Here is a 22,062-nt window from a genome sequence, read left to right on the forward strand (position 1 = left end):
CGGCCGTGACCGAACAGACCAGCGCCGGGGTCAACAGCCAGAAGGTCGAGACCGACCAAGTGGCCACCGCCATGAACGAGATGGCCGCGACCGTGCAGGAAGTGGCGCGCAATGCCGAGGAAGCCTCGGAAGCTGCCGTGGCCGCTGACCAGCAGGCCCGCGAAGGCGACAAGGTAGTGGGTGAAGCCATCGCACAGATCGAGCGCCTGGCCGCTGAGGTCGGCAACTCGACCGAAGCCATGGGTCATCTCAAGCGCGAAAGCGATAAGATCGGCAGCGTGCTCGACGTGATCAAATCCGTGGCCCAGCAAACCAACCTGCTGGCCCTGAACGCCGCCATTGAAGCCGCACGTGCCGGTGAAGCCGGGCGCGGTTTCGCGGTGGTTGCCGACGAGGTGCGCAGCCTGGCCCAGCGCACCCAGAAGTCCACCGAAGAGATCGAAGAGTTGATCGTTGGCCTGCAAAGCGGCACCCAGCAGGTAGCGACCATCATGGACAACAGCCGTGGGCTGACCGACAGCAGCGTCGAGCTGACCCGCCGGGTCGGCAACGCGCTGGGCAATATCACCCGCACGGTCTCGACCATCCAGGCGATGAACTCGCAGATCGCCACCGCCGCCGAACAACAGAGCGCAGTGGCCGAAGAGATAAACCGCAGCGTGCTGAACGTGCGTGATGTGTCTGAACAAACCTCTGCCGCCAGTGAAGAAACCGCCGCGTCCAGCGCCGAACTCGCACGCTTGGGCATCTACTTGCAGACCCTGGTGGGGCGCTTCCGCATCTGACCCGCCCTTCGCGGCGGCCAATCGAGGCCGCCGCACTTCGGCAACTTGTGAAATTTCCTACACAGTTATCAGCCCGCACTCTCTCCGAATCGATATAGCGTTTCCTTGATTGCGAAGTGCTCTCTCGACTGTGGAGGCTCACCATGTTTTCTCGGCTGACCCGCTTGCTGGTCAACGCCAGCGTCCGTATGAAGCTCGTGCTGGGTTTCGGCCAAGTACTGGTCCTCAGCATCATCATCGCCGTGACCGGCTGGCAAGCCCTGAATACTGCGCTGTTCCGTTCGAACAATTTGACGGTGCTGGGGCAACTGACGGCCGCCGCTGAAGCGATGCGCGCGGAACGTATCGTTTACCGAACCCTGACGGACCGTGCCAGCCTGGGCAACATGGCCACGCAGATCGAGAAAATCGACCAGCACCTGCGCTACCTTTCGGATCACCTTGTGGACCCGGCCGACGTGCAACGCATTCAGGACGCGGAACAGCAGGTGGCGAGTTTCAAAAGAGCACTCGTGGACTTGCCTCCGCTGATCGAACAACGGGAAAACACCCGACCTCCGCTCAGGAGCATTGCCCTCCAGGCCAACGACATTCTCGATCAACTGGCCCTCGAACTGCCTGACCAGCGCGACCCGAAAGCCCTCGACGCCATCGACAACCTGCGTCAGGCCATGGAGCACGCCGAGGATCGCACCCAGAGCCCCGCCTGGGCTGCCGAGTCGCTGCAAGCCTATGCCGAAGCGGTCGGCCAGACCCTCGACGCCATGGACATCGCTCAGGCCGCCGTCACGAGCCTGCCCGTGGATGCATCACGGCTCAAAGCCGAACTGGCGAGCTACCGGGTGCAGCTGATAAAACTCAAGGACGCTCAAGTCACCACCGAAACCGCGCAGAACCACTTTGAACAACAGCTCAACCAGTTGCTGGAGCACAGCGACCGGGTCAGCCAGGGTCAGATTTTCAAGCGCGACCGCGAGGCGGATCACACCCGTACGCTGCTCGTCAGCGTCACGCTCACCGCACTGCTGCTCGGCTCACTGGCCGCTTGGTGGATCGCCCGGCAGATTGCCGTGCCGTTGCGCCAGGTGCTGTCCGTCGCCAACCGTATCGCCGGGGGTGATCTCAGCCCCGGCGCCGAGGTGGAGCGCCGGGATGAGGTGGGCCAATTGCAACAAAGCATGCAACTGATGACCCGCAACCTGCGCAGCCTGATCAGCGGCATTGGTGACAGCGCCCGGCAGATCGCCAGTGCGGCCGGGCAGCTATCGACCGTGACCGAACAGACGCGCGCCGGGGTCAACCGGCAGAAACACGAAACCGACCAGGTCGCCACCGCCATGAACGAAATGCTCGCCACGGCCCACGAAGTCGCCCGGCATGCCGAACACGCGTCGCTCGCGGCCAATGAGGCGAATAAACAAGCCAGCGCCGGTGACAAGGTCGTCGCGCAGGCCATTGAACAGATCGGCTATCTGGCCAGCGAAATGGCCCTCTCCAGCCGGGCGATGCTCACGTTGCAGCAGGAGAGCCAGAAGATCGGCAGCGTGCTGGACGTGATCAAGTCAGTGTCCCAGCAGACGAACCTGCTGGCGTTGAATGCCGCCATCGAAGCGGCTCGCGCGGGCAGCGCTGGCGAAGGGTTTGCCGTGGTGGCCGACGAGGTCCGCAGCCTGGCCCAACGCACCCAGGACTCCGCGGAAGAAATCGAAGGGCTGATCCTCGGCCTGCATGCCGGCACCCAGCAAGTGGCGGACATCATGGACAGCAGCCGCAGCCTCACCGACAACAGCGTCGGCCTGACCCGCGATGCCGGTGACGCACTGGCGGCCATTGCCCGGACGGTGTCGATCATCCAGGAAATGAACCCGCAGATCGCCGCCGCCGCCGAGCAGCAAAGCGCGGTGGCCGAGGAGATCAATCGCAGTGTGTTGAAGGTGCGGGATGTGTCGGAACACACCGCGGCCGCCAGTGAAGAAACGGCGGCGGCGAGCGTTCAATTGATGAGGTTGAGCATGGATTTGCAGACGCTGGTCGGCAGGTTCCGACTCTGAGGCTCACAGCACGCGCCTTTGTGGCCACAGCGTTTTTTTGTGGCGAGCGAGCTTGCTCGCGCTGGGCTGCGAAGCAGCCCCAATAAGCTCACCGCGACTTTCCAGACAGCGCGCTGTTGGCAGGTTTCAGGGCCGCTACACGCCCCAGCGCGAGCAAGCTCGCTCGCCACAATAAGTGCTTTTATTACAGGACCTGGCGCAGGAACGCCTGGGCCCGAGGGTCTTTGGGCGCAGCGAAGAATTCGGCCGGGGCGGCGTCTTCGAGCAGCTTGCCGTGGTCGAAGAACAGCACCCGGTCGGCCACCTCACGGGCAAAGCCCATTTCGTGGGTGACACAGACCATGGTCATGCCTTCCAGGGCCAGGGTCTTCATCACATCCAGCACTTCGCCGACCATTTCCGGGTCGAGGGCCGAGGTGGGCTCATCGAACAACATCACCTTGGGCTCCATCGCCAGCGCACGGGCAATCGCCACGCGCTGCTGCTGGCCGCCGGATAAACGTGACGGGAACTCGTTAGCCTTCTGCGCAATGCCGACCTTTTCCAGCAGCGCCATGGCCTTGGCTTCGCGATCCTTTTTGCCACGCTTGCGCACGACTTTTTGCGCCAGGCAGAGGTTTTCCAGCACGGTCATATGGGGGAACAGATTGAAGTGCTGGAACACCATGCCGACTTCACGGCGATAGGCGTTCACATCGGTTTTCGGGTCGGCCAGTTGCAGGCCGTCGATGCTCACGGAGCCCGAGTCGAACTCTTCCAGGCCGTTGAGGCAGCGCAGGAAGGTCGACTTGCCGGAACCGGACGGGCCGATCACCACCAACACTTCGCCCTTGGCCACCTGGGTGGTGACGTGGTCCACCGCGCGCACCACGTGCCCACGGGTGTCGAAGACTTTTACCAGATCGCGGACTTCAATCACTTTGCGCGAGCCTCCGCTCAAGCCGGCTGGCCATTTTCGACAGCGGCAGGTTGATCAGCAGGTACAGGCCTGCGACACAGAACAGGATTTCAAATGGCGAAAACGAGGTGGTGATCACTTCGCGGCCGCTCTTGAGCAATTCGGTAATGGCGATCACCGACACCAGCGAAGTGTCTTTCACCAGGCTGATAAATTGCCCGGCCAGCGGTGGCAGCACGCGTTTGAACGCTTGCGGCAATACCACATGGCGCATCGACTGGCTGGCACTCAGGCCCAGTGAACGCGCGGCTTCGTTTTGACCACGGGTGATGGACTGCACGCCGGCGCGGACGATTTCCGCCACATAGGCACCGGTGAACAGCGACAGTGCCGCGATCCCGGCAAATTCCCGGGACAGGTTGAGCACCGTGCCAATAAAGAAATAGAAAATGAAGATCTGCACCAACAGCGGCGTACCGCGCACCAGTTCGACGTAGATCGTCGACAGATCGCGCAAGGTCGGGTTGCTGGACAGCCGACACAAACCCGTGGCCAGGCCAATCGCCAAGCCGAGAATCCCCGACACCACCGACAGCCACAGCGTGGTCCACAACCCCCACATCAGCGGCCCCAGCGCCCAATGGCGGGTCACGCCGACTACATCGCCTTCGGCCACATCGTCACCGCGTGCCACTTGCAGGCTGTTGCCAGCCACGCTCAGCGTTTGCTCGACGCCCGAGTCGTTGCGCAGGGTAACTTCGGCCACATCGCCTTTGCGCACCAGCTCAACGACAGTGGAAATATCCGCCGCACGCTGGGACGTTTCGGCTTCGTAGGCGAAGTACTGCGGCACGCGGTTCCAGCGCCATTCGTAGGACATCAACGAAGTGGCGTAGTACAAGGCGCCAGCCAGACCGACCAGCACGACCATGGTCAGCAGGTGCCAGGGCCATTGGGCTTTTTTCTGTTTCATTGCGAGTTCCGGGATTGATTGAGATCGTTCCTACGCTCTGCGTGGGAATGCCTCACTGGACGCTCTGCGTCCGCTTTTTGACGCGGAGCGTCACGGGCTGCATTCCCACGCAGCGCGTGGGAACGATCGAGGCTAGGCGGCCTCCCTTGCCACAGCAGCTCTTATTCCATGTCCTTGAGCCACTCGGAGCTCTTGAACCACTTGTCATGGATGCGATCGTAGGTGCCGTCGTTACGGATCTGGTGCAGAAAGTTGTTGATGAAGTTGAGGCTGTCGTAATCGCCTTTTTTCAGGCCAAACGCCAACGGCTCAAAGGTGAACGGTTCTTCCAGGAATACCAGCTTGCCGTTACCGACTTTTTTCTCGGCAACCACGTTGTACGGCGCGTCATACACAAAGGCATCGGCCTTGCCATTGACCACGTCCAGCACGCCTTCCTGCTCGTTGTCGTAGCCGTGGTACTTGGCCTTGGAGATCAGCTTCTTGGCGACCATCTCACCGGTGGTACCAAGCTTGGAGGTCAGGCGGTACTTCTCGTCGTTCAGGTCTTTGTAGGACTTGATGGTGCCTTCCAAATCCTTGCGGATCAGCAAGGTCTGACCGACCACAATGAAGGGTTCGCTGAAGTTCAGGCGCAGGTTGCGTTCCTGGGTCAGGGTCATGCCGCTGCCGATCATGTCGAACTTGCCGGTGAGGAAGGCCGGGATGATGCCGTCGTAGCCGGTGGAAACCAGTTCCAGCTTGACGCCCATGGACTTGGCCATTGCCTTGAGGATGTCGACTTCGAAGCCGATGATTTCACCGCGTTTGTCGGTCATTTCGAACGGCATGTAGGTCGGGTCCATGCCGACTTTCAGCGTGCCGCGCTTGACCGCCTCATCGATGGCGCCCGCCTGTGCCGCAGTCGCGGCAACCAGCGCGGTGACGCCTAGCAGCAGCATCGAAAGATACTTTTTCATCATCAAGTCCCCTGAACGATTCGTATGAGGTCGGCGCGCAAAAAGGGCTGCACCATTTCGGGGTGCGATCCTAACCCACTCGCTGCCCGTCACAAAGGTTTCACCGGCATTTGTTGTCGGGGTATGTCAGAAAAGCCCTACAACGGTGCGGCGAAGCACACGCGCAGACACCTCGCGACACTTGATTGATGTGTAAGCAGTTATGACTTTCAGTCGACTTCAGCCATCCAGGCGGTGTCCTTGAACCACTTGTCGTACAGGCGATCGTAGGTCCCGTCCTGGGCCACCTGGTTAAGGAAATGGTTGATCCAGTTGAGGCTGTCGTAGTCGCCTTTTTTCAGGCCAAACGCCAGCGGTTCGTAGGTGAAGGGCTGTTCCAGTGACAGAAGGGAGCTGTTTTCAGGCTTGGCGATGGCGATCAGGTTGTAGGGCGCGTCATGGATAAAGGCGTCGGCCGCGCCAATCACCACCCGCTGCACCCCCTCCTCCGGCGTTGCGAAACTGCTTAACCGAGCATTCCCCAGAAACCGTCGCGCTGCGGCTTCCCCGGTGGTGCCTTCAGTGGCGGCAATGCGGTAGCTCGCGTCATCCAGGTCCTCGATGCTTTCGACCTTGCCAGCCAGCCTCGGATGCAGCAGCACGGTTTGCCCAACCACGATAAAGGAGTCGCTGAAATTGAGCTTCAAGTTGCGCTCCTGCGTCACCGTCATGCCGCTGCCGATCAAATCAAACTTCTTCGCCATCAACCCTGACAGTAACTCGGTGTAAGGCACCGCGACCAGTTCAAGCTCCACGCCCAAGGCGCGGCTCATTGCATGAAGCAGGTCAATCTCAAAGCCGACGATGCGCCCCTGTTTATCGGTCATTTCGAAGGGGACGTAGGTGGGCGTGGTGCCCACCTTCAGCACCCCACGCCGAACAGCGTCGTCAATCGCGCCAGCCTGCACCAGGCCTCCGTAAATCAATGCGACAGCGCCGATCAGCAATGCCGAACCATACTTTTTGATCATGAATCCTCCGTGACCGAGTCAAATTTGGGGGGCGATGCTAACTCAGCAGCGGGCACGGAAATACGCCTCGAACGAGGGTCTTTTGTTTCGAAATAACAAGGAGTTAGGACTAAAAGGAAGAAGCTGTAAACGCTGTAGGATCAGCGCTACGAACGCCCCCGAGGTGAGCCCTCGGGGGCGTCTGAATCAGGCCGGTTGGGCCTGGGACGACAGCGGTTGCAACGGCAGCAACGGCGCGTGAGGGTCGGATTTGATCGACTCACGCCAGGCCGCCAGCCACTCAGGGTGACCTTCGCTCCAGACCTGTTCATGCAAACGGGCCAGCGCGACCGGGTCGCTGAGCAGCGCCAGACGCTCGCCGTTGTTAAGGCCGGCAGGGCCGACTTTCAACGCATGGCGAATACGGTCGGTACGCAGCCATTCAATCGGCTCCGCCTGACCATGCCGCGAGGTCGCCAAGGCGCAGGCCAGGGCGTTCTGCTGCGGGTCGACCACCGAACGCACAAACCCGTCATTGAGGGCGTGCCAACGGTTTTCGTGGGTGTACTTCTCGGTCGACAGCAGCGCTTGCGGCGGGTTGTATTCCTCAGGGATCAGGAACAGGCTCTCGTCGCGCGACTTGAGGCCCAGCTTGACCCGGCTGGAAATCACCGACACCGGGATCGACAGCATCAGCGAACCGACAATCGGAATCAGCCACCACAGGAAGCTCGGGTTCAACCACACCACCAACAGCGCCCAGAGGAAGCCGAGCAGGGTTTGCGGACCGTGGCGCTTGACCGCCTCGCTCCATGGCGTGGAGTCGTCGTCACGCTGTGGCGAATTCCAGGTCGCCGCCCAGCCGAGGAACGCGGCGAGTACGAAACGCGTGTGGAAAATCATCCGCACCGGCGCCAGCAGCATGGAGAACAGCATCTCCAGCAGCATCGACAAGGTCACCTTGAACTTGCCGCCGAACTCTTTCGCGCCCTTGGCCCAAATCAGGATGATGCTCAGCAATTTAGGCAGGAACAGCAGCACGATGGTGGTGGAGAACAGCGCCACCGCCTTGTCCGGATGCCATTGCGGCCACAGCGGGTACAACTGGCGTGGCGCCATGAAGTACTGCGGCTCCATCAAGGTGTTTACCGCCAGCAAGGCTGTCGACAGCACCAGGAAGAAGAACCACAACGGCGCCGACAGGTAAGACATCACGCCCGTCAGGAACACCGCGCGGTGCACCGGGTGCATGCCTTTAACCAGGAACAGGCGGAAGTTCATCAGGTTGCCGTGGCACCAGCGACGGTCACGCTTGAGTTCGTCCAGCAGGTTCGGCGGCAGTTCTTCGTAGCTGCCCGGCAAGTCGTAGGCAATCCACACGCCCCAGCCGGCACGGCGCATCAGCGCTGCTTCAACAAAGTCGTGGGACAGAATCGCACCGGCAAATGCGCCTTTACCTGGCAACGGCGCGAGGGCGCAGTGCTCGATAAACGGTTTCATGCGGATGATTGCGTTGTGACCCCAGTAGTGGGATTCACCCAACTGCCAGAAGTGCAGGCCGGCCGTGAACAGCGGGCCGTATACGCGGGTGGCGAACTGCTGCATGCGTGCATACAGGGTGTCCATGCCCGACGCACGCGGCGCGGTCTGGATGATGCCCGCATCCGGCGTGGCTTCCATCAAGCGCACCAGGCTGGTCAGGCATTCGCCGCTCATGACGCTGTCGGCGTCGAGAACGACCATGTATTTATAGTCACCGCCCCAACGACGGCAGAAGTCGTCGAGGTTGCCGCTCTTGCGTTTGACGCGACGGCGACGGCGGCGATAGAAGATCTTGCCGAAGCCACCGGCTTCGCGGCAAACGTCGAGCCAGGCTTGCTGCTCGGCGATGCAGATGTCGGCGTCGTTACTGTCACTGAGGACGAAGAAATCGAAGCGGTCCAGGTCACCGGTAGCGGCCACCGACTCGAACGTCGCGCGCAGACCGGCGAATACCCGCGGCACGTCTTCGTTGCAGATCGGCATCACCAGTGCGGTGCGCGCGTCCTTAGGAATCGGTTCGTCGCCGGCACTTTTACCGGAAATCCGGTATTTATCGTGACCGGTAAGCAGTTCGAGGAAGCCCATCAGCGCGGTCCAGAAACCGGCCGAAACCCAGCAGAACAAGATCCCGAACATGATCAGGATGCTGGTTTGCAGGGCGTAAGGCAGTACCTGGGTAGCGGTTTGCAACAGGGTCTGGTTGCGAACCTCGTCGAAGTCGACCAGCGACCAGCCCTGGTACGGCATGATGCCTTTCATGTACCAGCCGGCAACGATGGTTTGGCCGAGCATCAGCACCAGCAGGATATAACGGCGGATCGAACCGACGGTGCGCCAGCGCGCAGCCGGCAACACACGATCATCTTTCGGCGGCTTTGGCGGGTTGGTGCGACCGGTCATCCGGCGCCAACCGCGCACCAGGATATTGGTGCGCCATGGCTCCGGCACGACCTTGGTCCGACGAATCGGCGGCGTGGCCTTGAGGCACACGCGACCACTGGCGTCGAGCGCCAGCATCTCGGCGTCCTGCAGTTCTTCGGCCGTGCCGAGGGTCAACCGGCGGCCGACCGACGCCTGGGCGGCGTCGGTGGGCGCGTCGAACGTCGAGGACGACAAGCGTTCGTGCAGTTCGGTGAAGGATGAGCAACCCGCCAGTTCGGCGCGCTGCTCAGCGGTCATCGGAAGATGCGCCAGGTACTCGGACAGAGTCTCTGGCTGGACTTGAGAATTACTCATCGGCAGGCAACTGATAGCTCCAGGTTTCGGTCAGGACTTGCTCTGTCTTGATCGGCTCCGGTGTGGCTGGGGCAGCTTCTGGCTGCTTGGCTTCCTTGTCTTTCGCGTCTTTCTTGGCCTGTTTCTCGTGTTGCTTGGCCAAAACCTTGTCGGCCTTGAGCACTTGGGTCGAAACCTGCTCCGGCTCCGGCTGCACGATGTCTTGCACCAGGGCCGCGCGCATTTCGGTTGGCTTGCCGGCGTCCTTGATCTTCATGCGCAGGGTCAGGCGCCAGCCTTTGGTGTGTTCGTTGTAGCGCACGCTGTTCTCAACCAGTTCAGCGTTGTCACCCACGCTCACCTGGCTGCGCACCGGGGCGTCCGGCAGCAGTTTCTTCAGGGACGGGCCCTCGAAGTCCACCAGGTAAGCCACGCTGCCATCCGGCTGACGGATCAGGTTGGATTGCTTCACGTCACCCGTGGAACGCAGGGTCTGCTTGACCCAGGCGCTTTCCGGCGAATGGAACGCAGCGTCGTCCAGGGTCCAGTGCAGGCGGTAGGCGACGTCAAGCGGCTCACCGACTTTAGGCAGTTCGGCCGGGCTCCAGAAGGCAACGATGTTGTCGTTGGTTTCGTCGGCGGTCGGGATCTCGACCAGGTCGACGGAACCCTTGCCCCAGTCACCTTCAGGCTCGATCCAGGCGCTTGGGCGCTTGTCGTAGTTGTCGTCCAGGTCTTCGTAGTGGCTGAAGTTGCGGCCGCGTTGCAGCAGGCCGAAACCACGCGGGTTCTCTACGGTGAAGTTGCTGACCGACAAGTGTTTAGGGTTGTTCAGCGGGCGCCAGATCCACTCGCCGTTACCGGCATGAATCGACAGGCCGCTCGAATCGTGCAGCTCGCGACGGTAGTTGAGCACCTTGGACGGCTGGTTGGCGCCGAACAGGAACATCGAGGTCAACGGGGCAACGCCCAGCTTGCTGACCTTGTCGCGCAGGAACATCTGGGATTTGACGTCGACCACGGTGTCGGTGCCCGGACGCAGGATCAGGCGATAGGCAGCGGTGGCGCGCGGCGAATCCAGCAGGGCGAAGATCACCAGGTGCTTGTCACCCGGCTTCGGACGCTCGATCCAGAACTCGGTAAACCGTGGGAACTCTTCACCGGACGGCAGCGCGGTATCGATCGCCATGCCACGGGCGGACAGGCCATAGACCTGGTCCTTGCCGACGACGCGGAAGTAGCTGGCGCCGAGCATGGTCATGATTTCGTCTTGCTTGTCGCCCTTGTTGATCGGATACAGGACACGGAAGCCGGCATAACCCAACTGTTCGGTGGCCTTGGGATCAAATTTGACGTCGCCGAAATCGAAGCGAGTCGGGTCGTATTTGATTTCATTGACGCTGTCAGCGGTGACTTCGTTGATTTTCACCGGTGTATCGAAGTGCATACCCTGGTGATAGAAGGACAGCTTGAACGGGGTATTTTGATCGGCCCACTCGGCTTTTTCGTTGCGGAAACGAATCTTCTGGTAATCGGCGAATTTCATTTCGCGGAATTCGTTCGGCAGATTGCTGCGCGGAGCTTCGTATTTCTGCCCGGCCAGCTCTTTTGCCTTGGCCGACACATCATCCAGACTGAATGCCCACAGTTGACCCGCGCCGAACAGGCAAAACAGGGCAGAGCCCGTTACCAGTACGTTTCGTAACCGTTTGGCAGACAATTTTGGTGCATTACAGGGACTAACAATCACGAGCAACCCTCGCCGAAAACAGATCAAAAAACCAACGGCCAGCTATCTATATGCCAGGTTGGCGAGCATTGTTCCGACTCCCCTGGGGCTAAATGATTCCCCAATGGCTATCGGACAAGTCTCTACCTAAGTCAAAAATGGACCAAACAACGCTGATCCCCGTAGCGCGCGATTATCTAGTAGCCCGCGATACAACGCATCAGGGACAACCAAGTATTTGTAGTGAAACCCTGCGTTTTTAAGCATTAAAGTCGTTTTTAATACATTCATGTCTGTAAGAGGAAGGTCACAGGGCCATCATTGACCAAATGCACCTGCATATCGGCGCCAAAACGCCCGGACGCCACCTTGCCATGCAATTGTTGCGCTTGTAACAGCAAGTGTTCAAAAAGCGCCGCTCCCAACGCCGGAGGGGCCGCTGTAGAGAAGCTTGGCCGCAGCCCGCTTTTTGTATCCGCCGCCAGGGTGAACTGTGACACCAGCAGCAAACCGCCGCCGATATCCTTCAACGACAAGTTCATTTTGCCCTCGTCGTCGCTGAACACCCGGTAGTTAAGCAGCTTGTGCAGCAGTTTGTCGGCGCTCTCGGGTGTATCTGAAGGCTCAACGGCCACCAGCACCAGCAAACCCTGGTCAATCGCCCCGACAATTTCTCCTGCCACTTCTACCCGGGCGCCACGCACCCGCTGCAACAGACCCTTCATGCTTCTTCAGGCGGCAGATCAAGCAGGCGCCGTGCCAGCTCGCCGGTCGCACGCACCAGCGCATCGGTAATACCGGGCTCGGACGCCGCGTGGCCCGCCTCGCGGATGACCTGCAGTTCACTGTTCGGCCACGCCTGATGCAGCTCCCAGGCATTATCCAGGGGGCAGATCATATCGTAGCGGCCGTGGATGATTACGCCAGGCAGATGGGCGATCTTGTGCATGTCGCGGATCAGCTGGTTGGGTTCCAGGAAAGAATTGTTGGTGAAATAGTGGCACTCAATGCGTGCAATCGACAGCGCACGCTGGGGCTCGGCAAAACGCTCGATCAACTGCGGGCTCGGGCACAGGCCCAACATACGGCCTTCCCAGGTAGACCAGGCTTTGGCGGCGTGCATCTGGGCGATCTGGTCGTTGCCGGTCAGGCGCTTGTGGTAGGCAGTGAGCAGGTCGTGACGTTCATCCTGGGGGATCGGCGCCAGGTAGTCCTGCCAGTAATCCGGGAACATCCGGCTGGCGCCTTCCTGATAGAACCATTTAATGTCCTGCGGGCGCGCCAGGAAGATGCCGCGCACGATCAGGCCATGCACGCGCTCGGGGTGGGTTTGCGCATAGGCCAGGGCCAGGGTGGAACCCCAGGAGCCGCCGAACAACACCCATTTGTCGATGCCCAGGTGTTCGCGGATGCGCTCAAGGTCGGCGACCAGGTCCCAGGTGGTGTTGTTTTCGAGGCTGGCGCGGGGGGTGGAGCGACCGCAGCCGCGCTGGTCGAAGGTGACGATGCGGTACAGGTTCGGATCAAAATAGCAGCGGCTGTTGGCGTCGCAACCGGCGCCAGGGCCACCGTGGATGAATACGACAGGCAAGCCTTCGCGGGAGCCACTTTCATCGACGTACAGCGTGTGGGTTTCATCGACGGCCAGATCGTGCCGGGCGTAGGGTTTGATCTGCGGGTACCAAGTCTGCATTGCGCGCTCCGTAAGGGGTCGGGTTCATCCCTGGGGGGACGTCTATTATTTTGCCGTCTGGCATCATAAACCCGAATTGTGCAATGAGCATGCCCTTGAGCATTTAGACCTGTGTCAGCAGTTCGCCATGCAGGTAACGCAGCAGAGCGTCGTACAGCTGATCGACCTCCGCCACCGCACCCCGCGCCCGTAAACAGCCGTGGATCAAACCTTTACCGGGGTACAGCAGCACGTCAACGCCCCCCGCTTGCAAGCGTTCGGCGTAAAGCCTGCCGTCGTCGCGTAGCGGGTCGAACTGTGCCACGGCGATGAACGCCTTGGGTAAACCGCTGAAATCCTCGGCCAGCAGTGGCATGGCGTAGGGCGACGGTTTTCCCGCGCCCAGCAGGTAGAGCGCCAGGTAGCTGTCGGTGTCGGCGGTGCTGAGCAGAGGCGCGTCCATGCAGTCGCGGCGCGATGGCAAGTCGGCCGGCCCACCCAATCCCGGGTAAATCAGTACTTGGGCGTTCGGCAGCGGTTGCCCGTCGTCCCGCAAGCCCAAACACAACGCCGCCGCCAGATTGCCGCCCGCGCTGTCACCGGCCACTACTAAACGCTTCAGGTTAATGGCGTGCGGCCCCTCCCCAGCCTGGACCGCCTGCCACACGGCGCGGCAATCGGCGTAGGCCGCCGGAAACGGATGTTCAGGCGCCAGCCGATAATCAATGGCGATCACCAGTACCTGCAGCGCGGTGGCCAACTCGAAGCAGATGAAGTCATGGGAATCCAGCCCACCGACCACCCAGCCACCGCCGTGCATATAAAGGAGGCATGGCCAGCCTTCGGGCGGAGTGGGCGTTGTGGGTAGATAGCTGCGCACACCTAAGCCGCCCAGGGCAAAGTCCGAGACCTGCAACCCTTCAGGTGGCGGCGCAGTGAAGGTCTGGCACATGCGGTTGTAGCTTTGGCGCAATCCTGCCAGCGATGAGTCGGTGCTGGTGAAAGATTCGGTCTTGGCGACGAAGGCTGCTAGCTGCGGGGATATTGGGTACATACGCAATTATCCTTAATGATGGAGATTCCAATGTGGGAGGGGGCTTGCTCCCGATTGCGGTGTGTCAGTCACTTAATTAGTTGCCTGAAACGGCGCTATCGGGAGCAAGCCCCCTCCCACATTGGAATCTTCGCTTGGCTTAGGGTTTTAGGCTGGCTTGTACGGCCGCGACACCATCACCGCCATCAAACGCCGCGACCCCGGCCAGCCAGCGCTGCAAATCCTCAGGGTGATCGCGCAGCCATTGCTTGGCCACGTCCTGAGGCGACTGGCGCTCCATGATCGGCACCATCAACTGGCTTTCCTGGGCGGCGGTGAAGGTGAGGTTTTCCAACAATCGGTTGGCGTTGGGGCAGCGCTCGGCAAAGTCCGGTGCGGTGACGGTCGAGACCGTGGCCCGGCCTTCGTCGGCGCCGAACACATCCTCACTGCCGGTGAGGTAGGCCATTTTCATGTTGATGTTCATCGGGTGCGGGGTCCAACCGACGAAGACCACAAACTCCTTGCGATTCACCGCGCGTTGCACGGCAGCCAGCATTCCTGCTTCGCCGGAGGCCACCAGCTTGAAACCGCCCAGGCCGAAGTGGTTGGTGTCGATCATTTTCTGGATATCGGTGTTCGCGCCGCTGCCGGGCTCGATGCCGTAGATCTTGCCGCCCAGTGGGTCCTTGAAGCGAGCGATGTCGGCGAAGGTTTTCAGGCCGGCATCCGCCACGTATTGCGGCACCGCCAGTGTGGCCTGGGCGTCGGACAGGCTGGGCGTACTGAAGACCCTGACCTGCTTGGCGGCCAGGAACGGCGCGATGTTGTTATCCATCGCCGGTTTCCAGTAGCCGAGGAAAATATCCAGGCGTTTGTCGCGGATGCCGGCAAAGATGATCTGCTGCACGGCGCTGGTCTGTTTGCTGTCGTAGCCGAGGCCATTGAGCAGCACGTCGGCCATGCCGGAGGTCGCGACCACGTCGGTCCAACTGACTACGCCCATGCGCACGGTTTTGCAGGAGGCCGGTTCAGCCGCCAGGACTTGCGCGCTGAGCAATGCGGCGCCGGTGAACATCAACAGGGAACGGTTGAACAGTCTTTTCATGAAAGAGGTCTCACTCGGCAGCTTTTATTGTGGGGGGTGGCGTCTGACGCGCCGTACCCACAACCTTACCCAGCGGGATCTCGATTAACACGACCTGTGGCGACCGGCAGTTGCACTGGGGCGACCGTGAGGCCGCCATCGGGGGCAAGCCCCCTCCCACATTCGACCGCGTTTCGTCAGGATGAACGCGGCCCTATGTGGGAGGGGGCTTGCTCCCGATAACTATTTCAGCAACGCCGCAAATCATCGGTAATGCGCTTGCCCCCAAGACAAAAGCCCTTCCAGCAATTGCTTCAACACCACCCGCGTCGGCTCGGCCAAATCCTTGCGATAACGGAACGGCTCGAACTCTTCCATATACGCGCTCTGGCACAACTCCAACTGCACGGCGTGGATATCCTGAGCCGGGTTGCCGTAATGCCGGGTGATATGGCCGCCCTTGAAGCGCCCGTTGAGGACGTGGGTGTACTGCGGATGACTGGCGCAGATGGCTTCCAGTTGGCTGGCCAGCTCAGGGTCGCAAGCGGCGCCGTTGAAGGTGCCGAGGTTGAAGTCCGGCAGTTTGCCGTCGAACAGGTGCGGGATCACCGAGCGAATCGAGTGTGCATCAAACAGCAGCGCATAACCGAACTCGGCCTTGAGCCGCGCCAGCTCCTCTTGCAGCGTGCGGTGGTATGGGCCCCAGACTTTTTGCAGGTAACTGGCGCGCTCTGCCTCGCTCGGCTCCAGCCCTTCCCGGAACAACGGCACGCCGTCGAACAGCGTCGCCGGGTAGAGGCCAGTGGTCGCGCCGACGTACAGCGGCTTGTCGTCGGACGGCCGGTTCAGGTCGATGACAAACCGCGAATATTCCGCCGCCAGGGTGCTGGCACCCAGCGCGTCGGCAAAGTCATACAGCGTAGGGATGTGCCAGTCGGTGTCCGGCAAGCTTTGCGCCTCGGGGATCAACCCGGCTTCCACCGCAGGCGTCAGGCGCAGGCCGGCGTGGGGCATGCTGATCAGCAGCGGTACGCGGCCTTGTTTGAAGTTCAGAACCTTATCCACAGTGATACTCCTCGTTCACAAAGGCAGCCTTAAACAGTGACGTCGACACCGTGGCGCACGACGCGTTTATCCAGCTCGCCACCCAGCCAGTAGGCGAGGTCGGCGGGGCGATCAATCTGCCAGGCGACAAAGTCAGCGACCTTGCCCACTTCCAGGGAGCCGTGCGTGTCGCCCATGCCCAGCGCGGTGGCCGCGTGTTGCGTGGCGCCGGCGAGAGCTTCTTCCGGGGTCATACGGAACAGGGTGCAGGCCATGTTCAGCATCAGGCGCACCGACAACGCCGGCGAGGTGCCGGGGTTGAGGTCGCTGGCGATGGCGATCTTCACGCCGTGCTTGCGCAGGGCGTCCATCGGCGGCAACTGGGTTTCACGCAGGAAGTAGAACGCGCCGGGCAGCAATACCGCGACAGTGCCGGACGCGGCCATGGCGATGGCGTCTTCTTCGGTCATGAATTCCAGGTGGTCCGCCGACAGCGCGTGGTAACGCGCGGCCAGGCTGGAGCCGTGCAGCGACGACAACTGTTCGGCGTGCAGCTTCACCGGCAGGCCGAGTTGTTGCGCGACCTTGAATACGCGCTCCACTTGCTCCGGGGAAAACGCCAGGTATTCGCAGAACGCATCCACCGCGTCCACCAGCCCTTCCGCCGCCAGGGCCGGCAGCATCTCAGTGCAGATGTGATCAATGTAATCGTCGGCGCGGTCCTTGTACTCCGGCGGCAACGCGTGGGCCGCAAGACACGTGGCACGCACGCTGACCGGCAGCGCATCACCGAGGCGACGAATCACCCGCAGCAATTTGCGCTCGCTGGCGAGGTCGAGGCCGTAGCCGGATTTGATCTCCACCGTAGTCACACCGTCACGCAGCAAACTGCGCAGGCGCTTGTGAGCGCTGGCGAACAGTTCATCCTCGCTGGCAGCGCGAGTGGCGCGCACGGTGCTGGCAATACCGCCACCCTTGGCCGCGATCTCGGCGTAGCTCACGCCTTCGAGGCGCTGCTCGAATTCGCCGCTACGATTGCCGCCAAACACCGTGTGGGTGTGGCAGTCGATCAACCCGGGGGTGACCCACGCGCCTTGCAGGTCGTAGACCTGGGCGTAATCCGCCGTGGGCACTTGGCTGCGCGGACCGATCCACTCGATGAGCGAACCGGCAGTCACCAAAGCGGCATCCTCGATGATCGAGTATTTGCCGTGGGCCATGGTTGCGACGTGGCAGTGTTGCCAAAGCGTTTTCATCAACGCCTCCCTAAAGTTATCGATGAGACAAAGACGGTTCGTGATGGACCCTGGCTGCTTGCCCGGCTGCAGGCTTGACCCACAGCAGGTAGGCGATGACCAGCAGCGCGATCCAACCCGCGCCGACCATCAAGGCGGCCTGGGTGTCCGGGAAGTACCCCAGCACGCCAAACACGAACAGCATGAAGACAATGGCCGCCGCAGGGGCGTAAGGCCAGAACGGTACCGGGAATTTCAGCTCGGCAACCTGCGCCTTGGTCATCGAACGGCGCATGGCGACCTGGGTGAACAGAATCATCAGCCACACCCACACGGTGGCGAAGGTGGCAATCGAGGCGATCACCAGGAACACGTTTTCCGGGATCAGGTAATTGAGCACCACGCCGCCGAGCAGCGCGGCGCCCATGACCACCACGGTCATCCACGGCACGCCTTGCTTGGAGAGCTGGGCAAAACCCTTGGGCGCCTGCCCTTGCTGGGCCAGGCCGTACATCATGCGGCCGGCGCCGAAGATGTCACTGTTGATCGCCGAGACCGCCGCCGAGATCACCACAATATTCAGGATGGTCGCCGCAGAGCCGATCCCCAGGTTGCTGAAGATCTGCACAAACGGGCTGCCTTGGCTGCCGATCTGCGGCCACGGGTAAATAGCCATCAGCACGAACAGCGTCAGCACGTAGAACAGCAGGATGCGCAGCGGCACAGCGTTGATCGCCTTGGGGATCACGCACTGCGGGTCCTTGGCTTCACCGGCGGTGATGCCGATGATTTCGATGCCGCCAAACGCAAACATCACCACTGCGAACGAGGCGATCAGGCCGCCGATGCCGTTGGGCATGAAGCCGCCGTGGGCCCACAGGTTGCTGAGGCCGCTGGCCTGGGTGTCGCCCGCCGAATGGATGCCAAACAGCATGATGCCGAAGCCGCCGAGGATCATCGCGACGATGGCGCCGACCTTGAGCAGTGACAGCCAGAACTCCATCTCGCCAAAAACTTTGACGCTGCACAGGTTCAGGCCGCCGATCAAAAACACGATGCCGAGCACCCAGACCCAACGCGCGACCTCGGGAAACCAGAAGCCCATGTAGATGCCGAAGGCGGTGACGTCGGCGAGGCAGACGATGATCATTTCAAATGCGTAGGTCCAGCCGAGGATAAACCCGGCCATGGGGCCCAAGTAGGTGCTGGCGTACTGGCTGAAGGAGCCGGCCACCGGATCGTGCACAGCCATTTCGCCGAGGGCGCGCATCACCATGAACACGGCGGCGCCGCCGATCAGGTAGGCGAGCAGCACGGCGGGGCCGGCCATCTGGATGGCAGAGGCGGAACCGTAAAACAGCCCGGTACCGATGGCGGAACCGAGTGCCATGAAGCGAATATGTCGGGCTGAGAGCCCGCGTTTCAAACCCTTTTCTTGCTGGTGCATTTCTCGTCCCTAATTATTTTTATCCTGAGAAAGTTGAACGCCTGCGAACGGCGCGCTTTTGTGGCGAGCGAGCTTGCTCGCGCTCGAGTGCGAAGCGCTCGCGGCCTTTTTTGGGGCTGCTGCGCAGCCCAGCGCGAGCAAGCTCGCTCGCCACAGAGAGCCATGCCGTCCTCTGAACCGCTTACAGGCTCGGCAGCAACGTGGCCGGCACCAGCTCATTCAGGCAGCGGCTGGCAAGCAGTTCGCTGGCAGCGATGATGTCCGGGGCGAAGAAGCGGTCTTTGTCGTAGAACGCCACTTTGGTGCGCAGGATGCCGCGTGCCTTTTCCAGCTTCGGCGAGGTTTTCAAACCATCGCGCAGGTCCAGGCCCTGGCACGCGGCGAGCCATTCAACGGCCAAAATGCCACGGGTGTTCTCGGCCATTTCCCATAGGCGCTTGCCCGCTGCCGGCGCCATCGACACATGGTCTTCCTGGTTGGCCGATGTCGGCAGGCTGTCGACGCTATGGGGATGAGCCAACGCCTTGTTCTCGCTGGCGAGTGCGGCTGCGGTCACCTGGGCGATCATGAAACCGGAGTTCACGCCGCCATTGCCCACCAGGAACGGCGGCAGTTGCGACATGTGCTTGTCCATCATCAGCGAGATACGACGCTCGCTCAGGGAGCCGATTTCAGCGATGGCCAACGCCATGTTGTCGGCGGCCATGGCCACCGGTTCGGCGTGGAAGTTACCGCCCGAGATCACATCGCCTTCGGCGGCAAATACCAGCGGGTTATCCGACACGGCATTGGCTTCGACCACCAGCACTTCGGCAGCCTGGCGGAACTGGGTCAGGCAGGCGCCCATGACTTGTGGCTGGCAGCGCAGGGAGTACGGGTCTTGCACCTTGTCGCAGTTCTGGTGCGACTGGGACACCTGGCTGCTTTCGCCGAGCAGGTCACGATAGGCCGCAGCCGAATCGATCTGCCCACGTTGGCCGCGAGCGGCGTGAATGCGTGCGTCGAACGGCGAGCGCGAGCCCAGCACCGCTTCCACGGTGAGGCCGCCACAGGCCACGGCGGCGGCGAACAGGTCTTCGCCTTCGAACAGGCCACGCAGGGCGTACGCGGTGGACACCTGGGTGCCGTTGAGCAATGCCAGGCCTTCTTTGGCGGCGAGGGTCAGCGGCGTCAGGCCGGCGACTTTCAGCGCGTCGACAGCTTCCAGCCATTCGCCTTTGTAGCGCGCCTTGCCTTCGCCGAGCAGCACCAGGGACATGTGGGCCAATGGCGCCAGGTCACCGGAAGCACCGACCGAACCTTTCAAAGGAATATGCGGGTAGACCTCGGCGTTGATCAGCGCGATCAGCGCGTCGATCACCTGGCGACGAATCCCGGAGAACCCACGGCTCAGGCTGTTGACCTTGAGCACCATGACCAGCCGCACCAGCGCATCGCTGATCGGCTCACCGACGCCAGCGGCGTGGGAAAGCACCAGGGAACGCTGGAGGTTTTCCAGGTCTTCGCTTGCGATGCGGGTCGAGGCCAGCAGGCCAAAACCGGTGTTGATGCCGTAGGCGGTGCGGTTCTCGGCGAGAATCTGCTCCACGCAGGCAACACTGGCTTCGATCTGGGCCGAGGCACTGTCATCCAGACTAAGGGTTACCGGCTGCTGGTAGATGGCTCGCAGTTGGGCAAGGCTCAGTTGGCCTGGAATCAGGTTTAGCGCGTTCACATTCATGCTCCTTCTTGAATTGTTCTTTTGAATAAGTGTTCAGTGCAAATGGGGGATTGCTGAGTGCAGCAAAGCGGTGTCCTGGAGCAGCGCGGCCGTGGTCGCGATATCCGGCGCCAGCCAGCGGTCCTGCTCATAGGCCGGGACGACTTCACGCAACAAGCGCCAGGCACTGTCGGTGCCTGCGCCAAAGCGTTGGTCCTTGAGAAACTCGAAGGCCTGGGCCGCCAGCAGGTATTCGATGGCGAGGATCTGGGTCACGTTGGCCAATAGCTGATGCAGCTTGAGCGCGGCGTTGGTGCCCATGCTCAGGTGGTCTTCCTGCAGGCCCGAGGTGACGAAGTTGTCGAGCACTGCCGGTTGCGCCAGTTGGCGGTTTTGCCCGCACAGCGACGCGGCGACGTATTGCACGATCATCATCCCGGAGTTGACCCCAGGGTTGCTGACCAGGAACGCCGGCAAGCCGCTGACGTGGGGGTTGATCAGGCGATCCAGGCGGCGCTCGGCTACGGAGCCGATCTCGGCCATGGCGATGGCCAGCATGTCGGCCGCCAACGCCACCGACTGCCCGTGCGGATTGGCCTGGGACACCACGCGGTAGTCATCCGGCGTACCGAGCACCAGTGGGTTGTCGGTAGCGCTGTTGAGTTCGGTCTCGATCTGGCGGGTCGCGTGTTCAACCTGATCGCGCGCCGCGCCGTGGATCTGCGGGATCGAGCGCAGGCTCAAGGCGTCCTGGGTGCGAAGGCCTTTACTGCTGGCGATCACTTCACTGCCGTCGAGCAACGCGCGTAGGTTGATGCCGACGTGCTGCATGCCTGGATGCGGTTTGAGGGCGATGATTTCTTCGTCGAAAGCGTCGATCTGACCGCGCTGGGCCTCGAAGCTCATGGCGCCGATCACGTCCGCCCATTGCAGCAAATGGTGCGCATCGGCCAGGGCCAGGCAACTCAGGCCGGTCATGCACGGCGTGCCGTTGACCAGGCACAGGCCGTCCTTGGCGCCGAGCACCACCGGCTGCAAACCTTCTTCGCTCAGGGCCTGTTGAGCCGGGACGATCTGGCCGCGATAGCTCACAGTGCCGACGCCGAGCAAGGCCACGCCAACATGGGACATATGGGTCAGGTAACCCACCGAACCCTGGGACGGCACTTGCGGCGTGATCCCGTGATTGAGCAGCGCCAGCAGCGAATGCACCACCTGTGGATGCAGGCCGGATTTGCCGTGGCTGTAGTTGATGATCGCGGCGCACATGATTGCGCGGGTCTGTTCGTCGCTGAGTACCGGGCCGACGCCGCAGGCATGGCTGAGCAGAGTGTTGCGTGACAACTGGCTGAGTTGCTCGCCCTTGAGCGACACGTTGCACAGCGCGCCCAGGCCGGTGTTGACCCCATAGGCGCGCTCGCCGCGGGTGACGATGCGCTGCACGATGGCCTGGGCATTGTCGATACGCGCCCAGGCCTGGCCCGAGAGTTCGAGCACCGCGCCGTGACGGGCCACGGCGACCACGTCCTGCCAACGCAACGGGGCGTCGGCAATGATGATTTTTGCAGCCTGGGACATTGTTGACCTCTTCATACAAACCGTTGATCGTTCCCACGCTCTGCGTGGGAATGCCGTCTGGGACGCTCCGCGTCCCGCTGTGGGTGCAAGGCTCAAGAGCTGCGCACGGGTGACGCGGAGCGTCAC

At 61.7% G+C, this 22,062-nt stretch carries 16 protein-coding genes and 1 pseudogene; 2 read left to right on the forward strand and 15 right to left on the reverse strand.

The genetic code is table 11. The features are described 5' to 3' along the window. The first annotated feature begins 71 nt into the window (after positions 1 to 71). Complete coding sequence (locus ACR52_RS31700; protein ID WP_408003334.1) at positions 72 to 785, forward strand: methyl-accepting chemotaxis protein; 714 nt, start codon at positions 72 to 74, stop codon at positions 783 to 785. A gap of 143 nt (positions 786 to 928) precedes the next feature. Continuing rightward, the gene (locus ACR52_RS09350; protein WP_048723303.1) at positions 929 to 2,836 is read left to right on the forward strand and encodes a methyl-accepting chemotaxis protein; all 1,908 of its coding nucleotides are present in this window, start codon (positions 929 to 931) and stop codon (positions 2,834 to 2,836) included. 184 nt (positions 2,837 to 3,020) lie between these two features. On the opposite strand, the gene ACR52_RS09355 is transcribed toward ACR52_RS09350, so the two are convergent. The 15 genes and pseudogenes from ACR52_RS09355 to hutH (ACR52_RS09425) all read right to left on the reverse strand — a co-directional run bounded on the left by ACR52_RS09355 (position 3,021) and on the right by hutH (ACR52_RS09425) (position 21,936). Continuing rightward, positions 3,021 to 3,755, reverse strand: coding sequence for an amino acid ABC transporter ATP-binding protein (locus ACR52_RS09355; RefSeq protein ID WP_048723305.1), 735 nt, complete (start codon positions 3,753 to 3,755; stop codon positions 3,021 to 3,023). Then, positions 3,748 to 4,707 (reverse strand): amino acid ABC transporter permease, encoded by a 960-nt coding sequence (locus ACR52_RS09360; RefSeq protein WP_048723306.1) that lies wholly within the window; start codon positions 4,705 to 4,707, stop codon positions 3,748 to 3,750. The genes ACR52_RS09355 and ACR52_RS09360 overlap by 8 nt, the downstream gene beginning before the upstream one ends. 161 nt (positions 4,708 to 4,868) lie before the next feature. Beyond that, positions 4,869 to 5,666 carry a transporter substrate-binding domain-containing protein gene (locus ACR52_RS09365; RefSeq protein ID WP_048723307.1) on the reverse strand — a complete coding sequence of 266 codons (798 nt, stop codon included), beginning with the start codon at positions 5,664 to 5,666 and terminating at the stop codon, positions 4,869 to 4,871. Between the two features lie 209 nt (positions 5,667 to 5,875). Next, the gene (locus ACR52_RS09370; protein ID WP_048723308.1) at positions 5,876 to 6,676 is read right to left on the reverse strand and encodes a transporter substrate-binding domain-containing protein; all 801 of its coding nucleotides are present in this window, start codon (positions 6,674 to 6,676) and stop codon (positions 5,876 to 5,878) included. A gap of 184 nt (positions 6,677 to 6,860) precedes the next feature. After that, positions 6,861 to 9,433: pseudogene (gene mdoH, locus ACR52_RS09375) on the reverse strand (glucans biosynthesis glucosyltransferase MdoH); the annotation flags it as partial. Continuing rightward, entirely contained in the window at positions 9,426 to 11,162 is a 1,737-nt protein-coding gene (locus ACR52_RS09380; RefSeq protein WP_048723445.1) for a glucan biosynthesis protein G, read from the reverse strand. The pseudogene mdoH and the gene ACR52_RS09380, both read right to left, overlap by 8 nt. Before the next feature lie 266 nt (positions 11,163 to 11,428). Beyond that, positions 11,429 to 11,866, reverse strand: coding sequence for a D-aminoacyl-tRNA deacylase (gene dtd / locus ACR52_RS09385; RefSeq protein WP_048723311.1), 438 nt, complete (start codon positions 11,864 to 11,866; stop codon positions 11,429 to 11,431). Beyond that, entirely contained in the window at positions 11,863 to 12,834 is a 972-nt protein-coding gene (gene pip / locus ACR52_RS09390) for a prolyl aminopeptidase (protein ID WP_048723312.1), read from the reverse strand. Before pip ends, dtd begins: the two co-directional genes overlap by 4 nt. A gap of 103 nt (positions 12,835 to 12,937) precedes the next feature. Then, on the reverse strand, positions 12,938 to 13,867 hold the full coding sequence (locus ACR52_RS09395) for an alpha/beta hydrolase (RefSeq protein ID WP_048723314.1): 930 nt from the start codon (positions 13,865 to 13,867) through the stop codon (positions 12,938 to 12,940). A gap of 139 nt (positions 13,868 to 14,006) precedes the next feature. Continuing rightward, a complete protein-coding gene (locus tag ACR52_RS09400) occupies positions 14,007 to 14,954 on the reverse strand; it encodes a choline ABC transporter substrate-binding protein (RefSeq protein ID WP_048723316.1) in 948 nt (315 codons plus the stop codon). Between the two features lie 243 nt (positions 14,955 to 15,197). Continuing rightward, positions 15,198 to 15,998, reverse strand: coding sequence for an N-formylglutamate deformylase (hutG, locus tag ACR52_RS09405; protein WP_048723318.1), 801 nt, complete (start codon positions 15,996 to 15,998; stop codon positions 15,198 to 15,200). 29 nt (positions 15,999 to 16,027) lie between these two features. After that, positions 16,028 to 17,233, reverse strand: a complete 1,206-nt coding sequence (gene hutI, locus ACR52_RS09410; RefSeq protein ID WP_048723319.1) for an imidazolonepropionase — start codon at positions 17,231 to 17,233, stop codon at positions 16,028 to 16,030. A 16-nt stretch (positions 17,234 to 17,249) separates the two neighbouring features. Beyond that, on the reverse strand, positions 17,250 to 18,659 hold the full coding sequence (locus ACR52_RS09415) for an amino acid permease (protein ID WP_048723322.1): 1,410 nt from the start codon (positions 18,657 to 18,659) through the stop codon (positions 17,250 to 17,252). A gap of 181 nt (positions 18,660 to 18,840) precedes the next feature. Further along, the gene (hutH, locus tag ACR52_RS09420; RefSeq protein WP_048723324.1) at positions 18,841 to 20,379 is read right to left on the reverse strand and encodes a histidine ammonia-lyase; all 1,539 of its coding nucleotides are present in this window, start codon (positions 20,377 to 20,379) and stop codon (positions 18,841 to 18,843) included. A gap of 33 nt (positions 20,380 to 20,412) precedes the next feature. Further along, complete coding sequence (hutH, locus tag ACR52_RS09425) at positions 20,413 to 21,936, reverse strand: histidine ammonia-lyase (RefSeq protein ID WP_048723326.1); 1,524 nt, start codon at positions 21,934 to 21,936, stop codon at positions 20,413 to 20,415. Between the last annotated feature and the right edge of the window lie 126 nt (positions 21,937 to 22,062).

The organism is Pseudomonas fildesensis, assembly GCF_001050345.1.
Taxonomy (GTDB): Bacteria; Pseudomonadota; Gammaproteobacteria; order Pseudomonadales; family Pseudomonadaceae; genus Aquipseudomonas; species Aquipseudomonas fildesensis.

What these genes read in the sequence shown, in the direction of transcription:
- ACR52_RS09350 (WP_048723303.1), top strand. Translation starts at nt 929, where the DNA reads ATGTTTTCTCGGCTGACCCGCTTGCTGGTCAACGCCAGCGTCCGTATG.
- ACR52_RS09395 (WP_048723314.1), bottom strand. Translation starts at nt 13,867, where the DNA reads ATGTACCCAATATCCCCGCAGCTAGCAGCCTTCGTCGCCAAGACCGAA.
- ACR52_RS31700 (WP_408003334.1), top strand. Translation starts at nt 72, where the DNA reads ATGAACGAGATGGCCGCGACCGTGCAGGAAGTGGCGCGCAATGCCGAG.
- ACR52_RS09365 (WP_048723307.1), bottom strand. Translation starts at nt 5,666, where the DNA reads ATGAAAAAGTATCTTTCGATGCTGCTGCTAGGCGTCACCGCGCTGGTT.
- ACR52_RS09370 (WP_048723308.1), bottom strand. Translation starts at nt 6,676, where the DNA reads ATGATCAAAAAGTATGGTTCGGCATTGCTGATCGGCGCTGTCGCATTG.
- hutH (WP_048723326.1), bottom strand. Translation starts at nt 21,936, where the DNA reads ATGTCCCAGGCTGCAAAAATCATCATTGCCGACGCCCCGTTGCGTTGG.
- hutH (WP_048723324.1), bottom strand. Translation starts at nt 20,379, where the DNA reads ATGAATGTGAACGCGCTAAACCTGATTCCAGGCCAACTGAGCCTTGCC.
- pip (WP_048723312.1), bottom strand. Translation starts at nt 12,834, where the DNA reads ATGCAGACTTGGTACCCGCAGATCAAACCCTACGCCCGGCACGATCTG.
- hutI (WP_048723319.1), bottom strand. Translation starts at nt 17,233, where the DNA reads ATGAAAACGCTTTGGCAACACTGCCACGTCGCAACCATGGCCCACGGC.
- ACR52_RS09415 (WP_048723322.1), bottom strand. Translation starts at nt 18,659, where the DNA reads ATGCACCAGCAAGAAAAGGGTTTGAAACGCGGGCTCTCAGCCCGACAT.
- dtd (WP_048723311.1), bottom strand. Translation starts at nt 11,866, where the DNA reads ATGAAGGGTCTGTTGCAGCGGGTGCGTGGCGCCCGGGTAGAAGTGGCA.
- ACR52_RS09400 (WP_048723316.1), bottom strand. Translation starts at nt 14,954, where the DNA reads ATGAAAAGACTGTTCAACCGTTCCCTGTTGATGTTCACCGGCGCCGCA.
- ACR52_RS09360 (WP_048723306.1), bottom strand. Translation starts at nt 4,707, where the DNA reads ATGAAACAGAAAAAAGCCCAATGGCCCTGGCACCTGCTGACCATGGTC.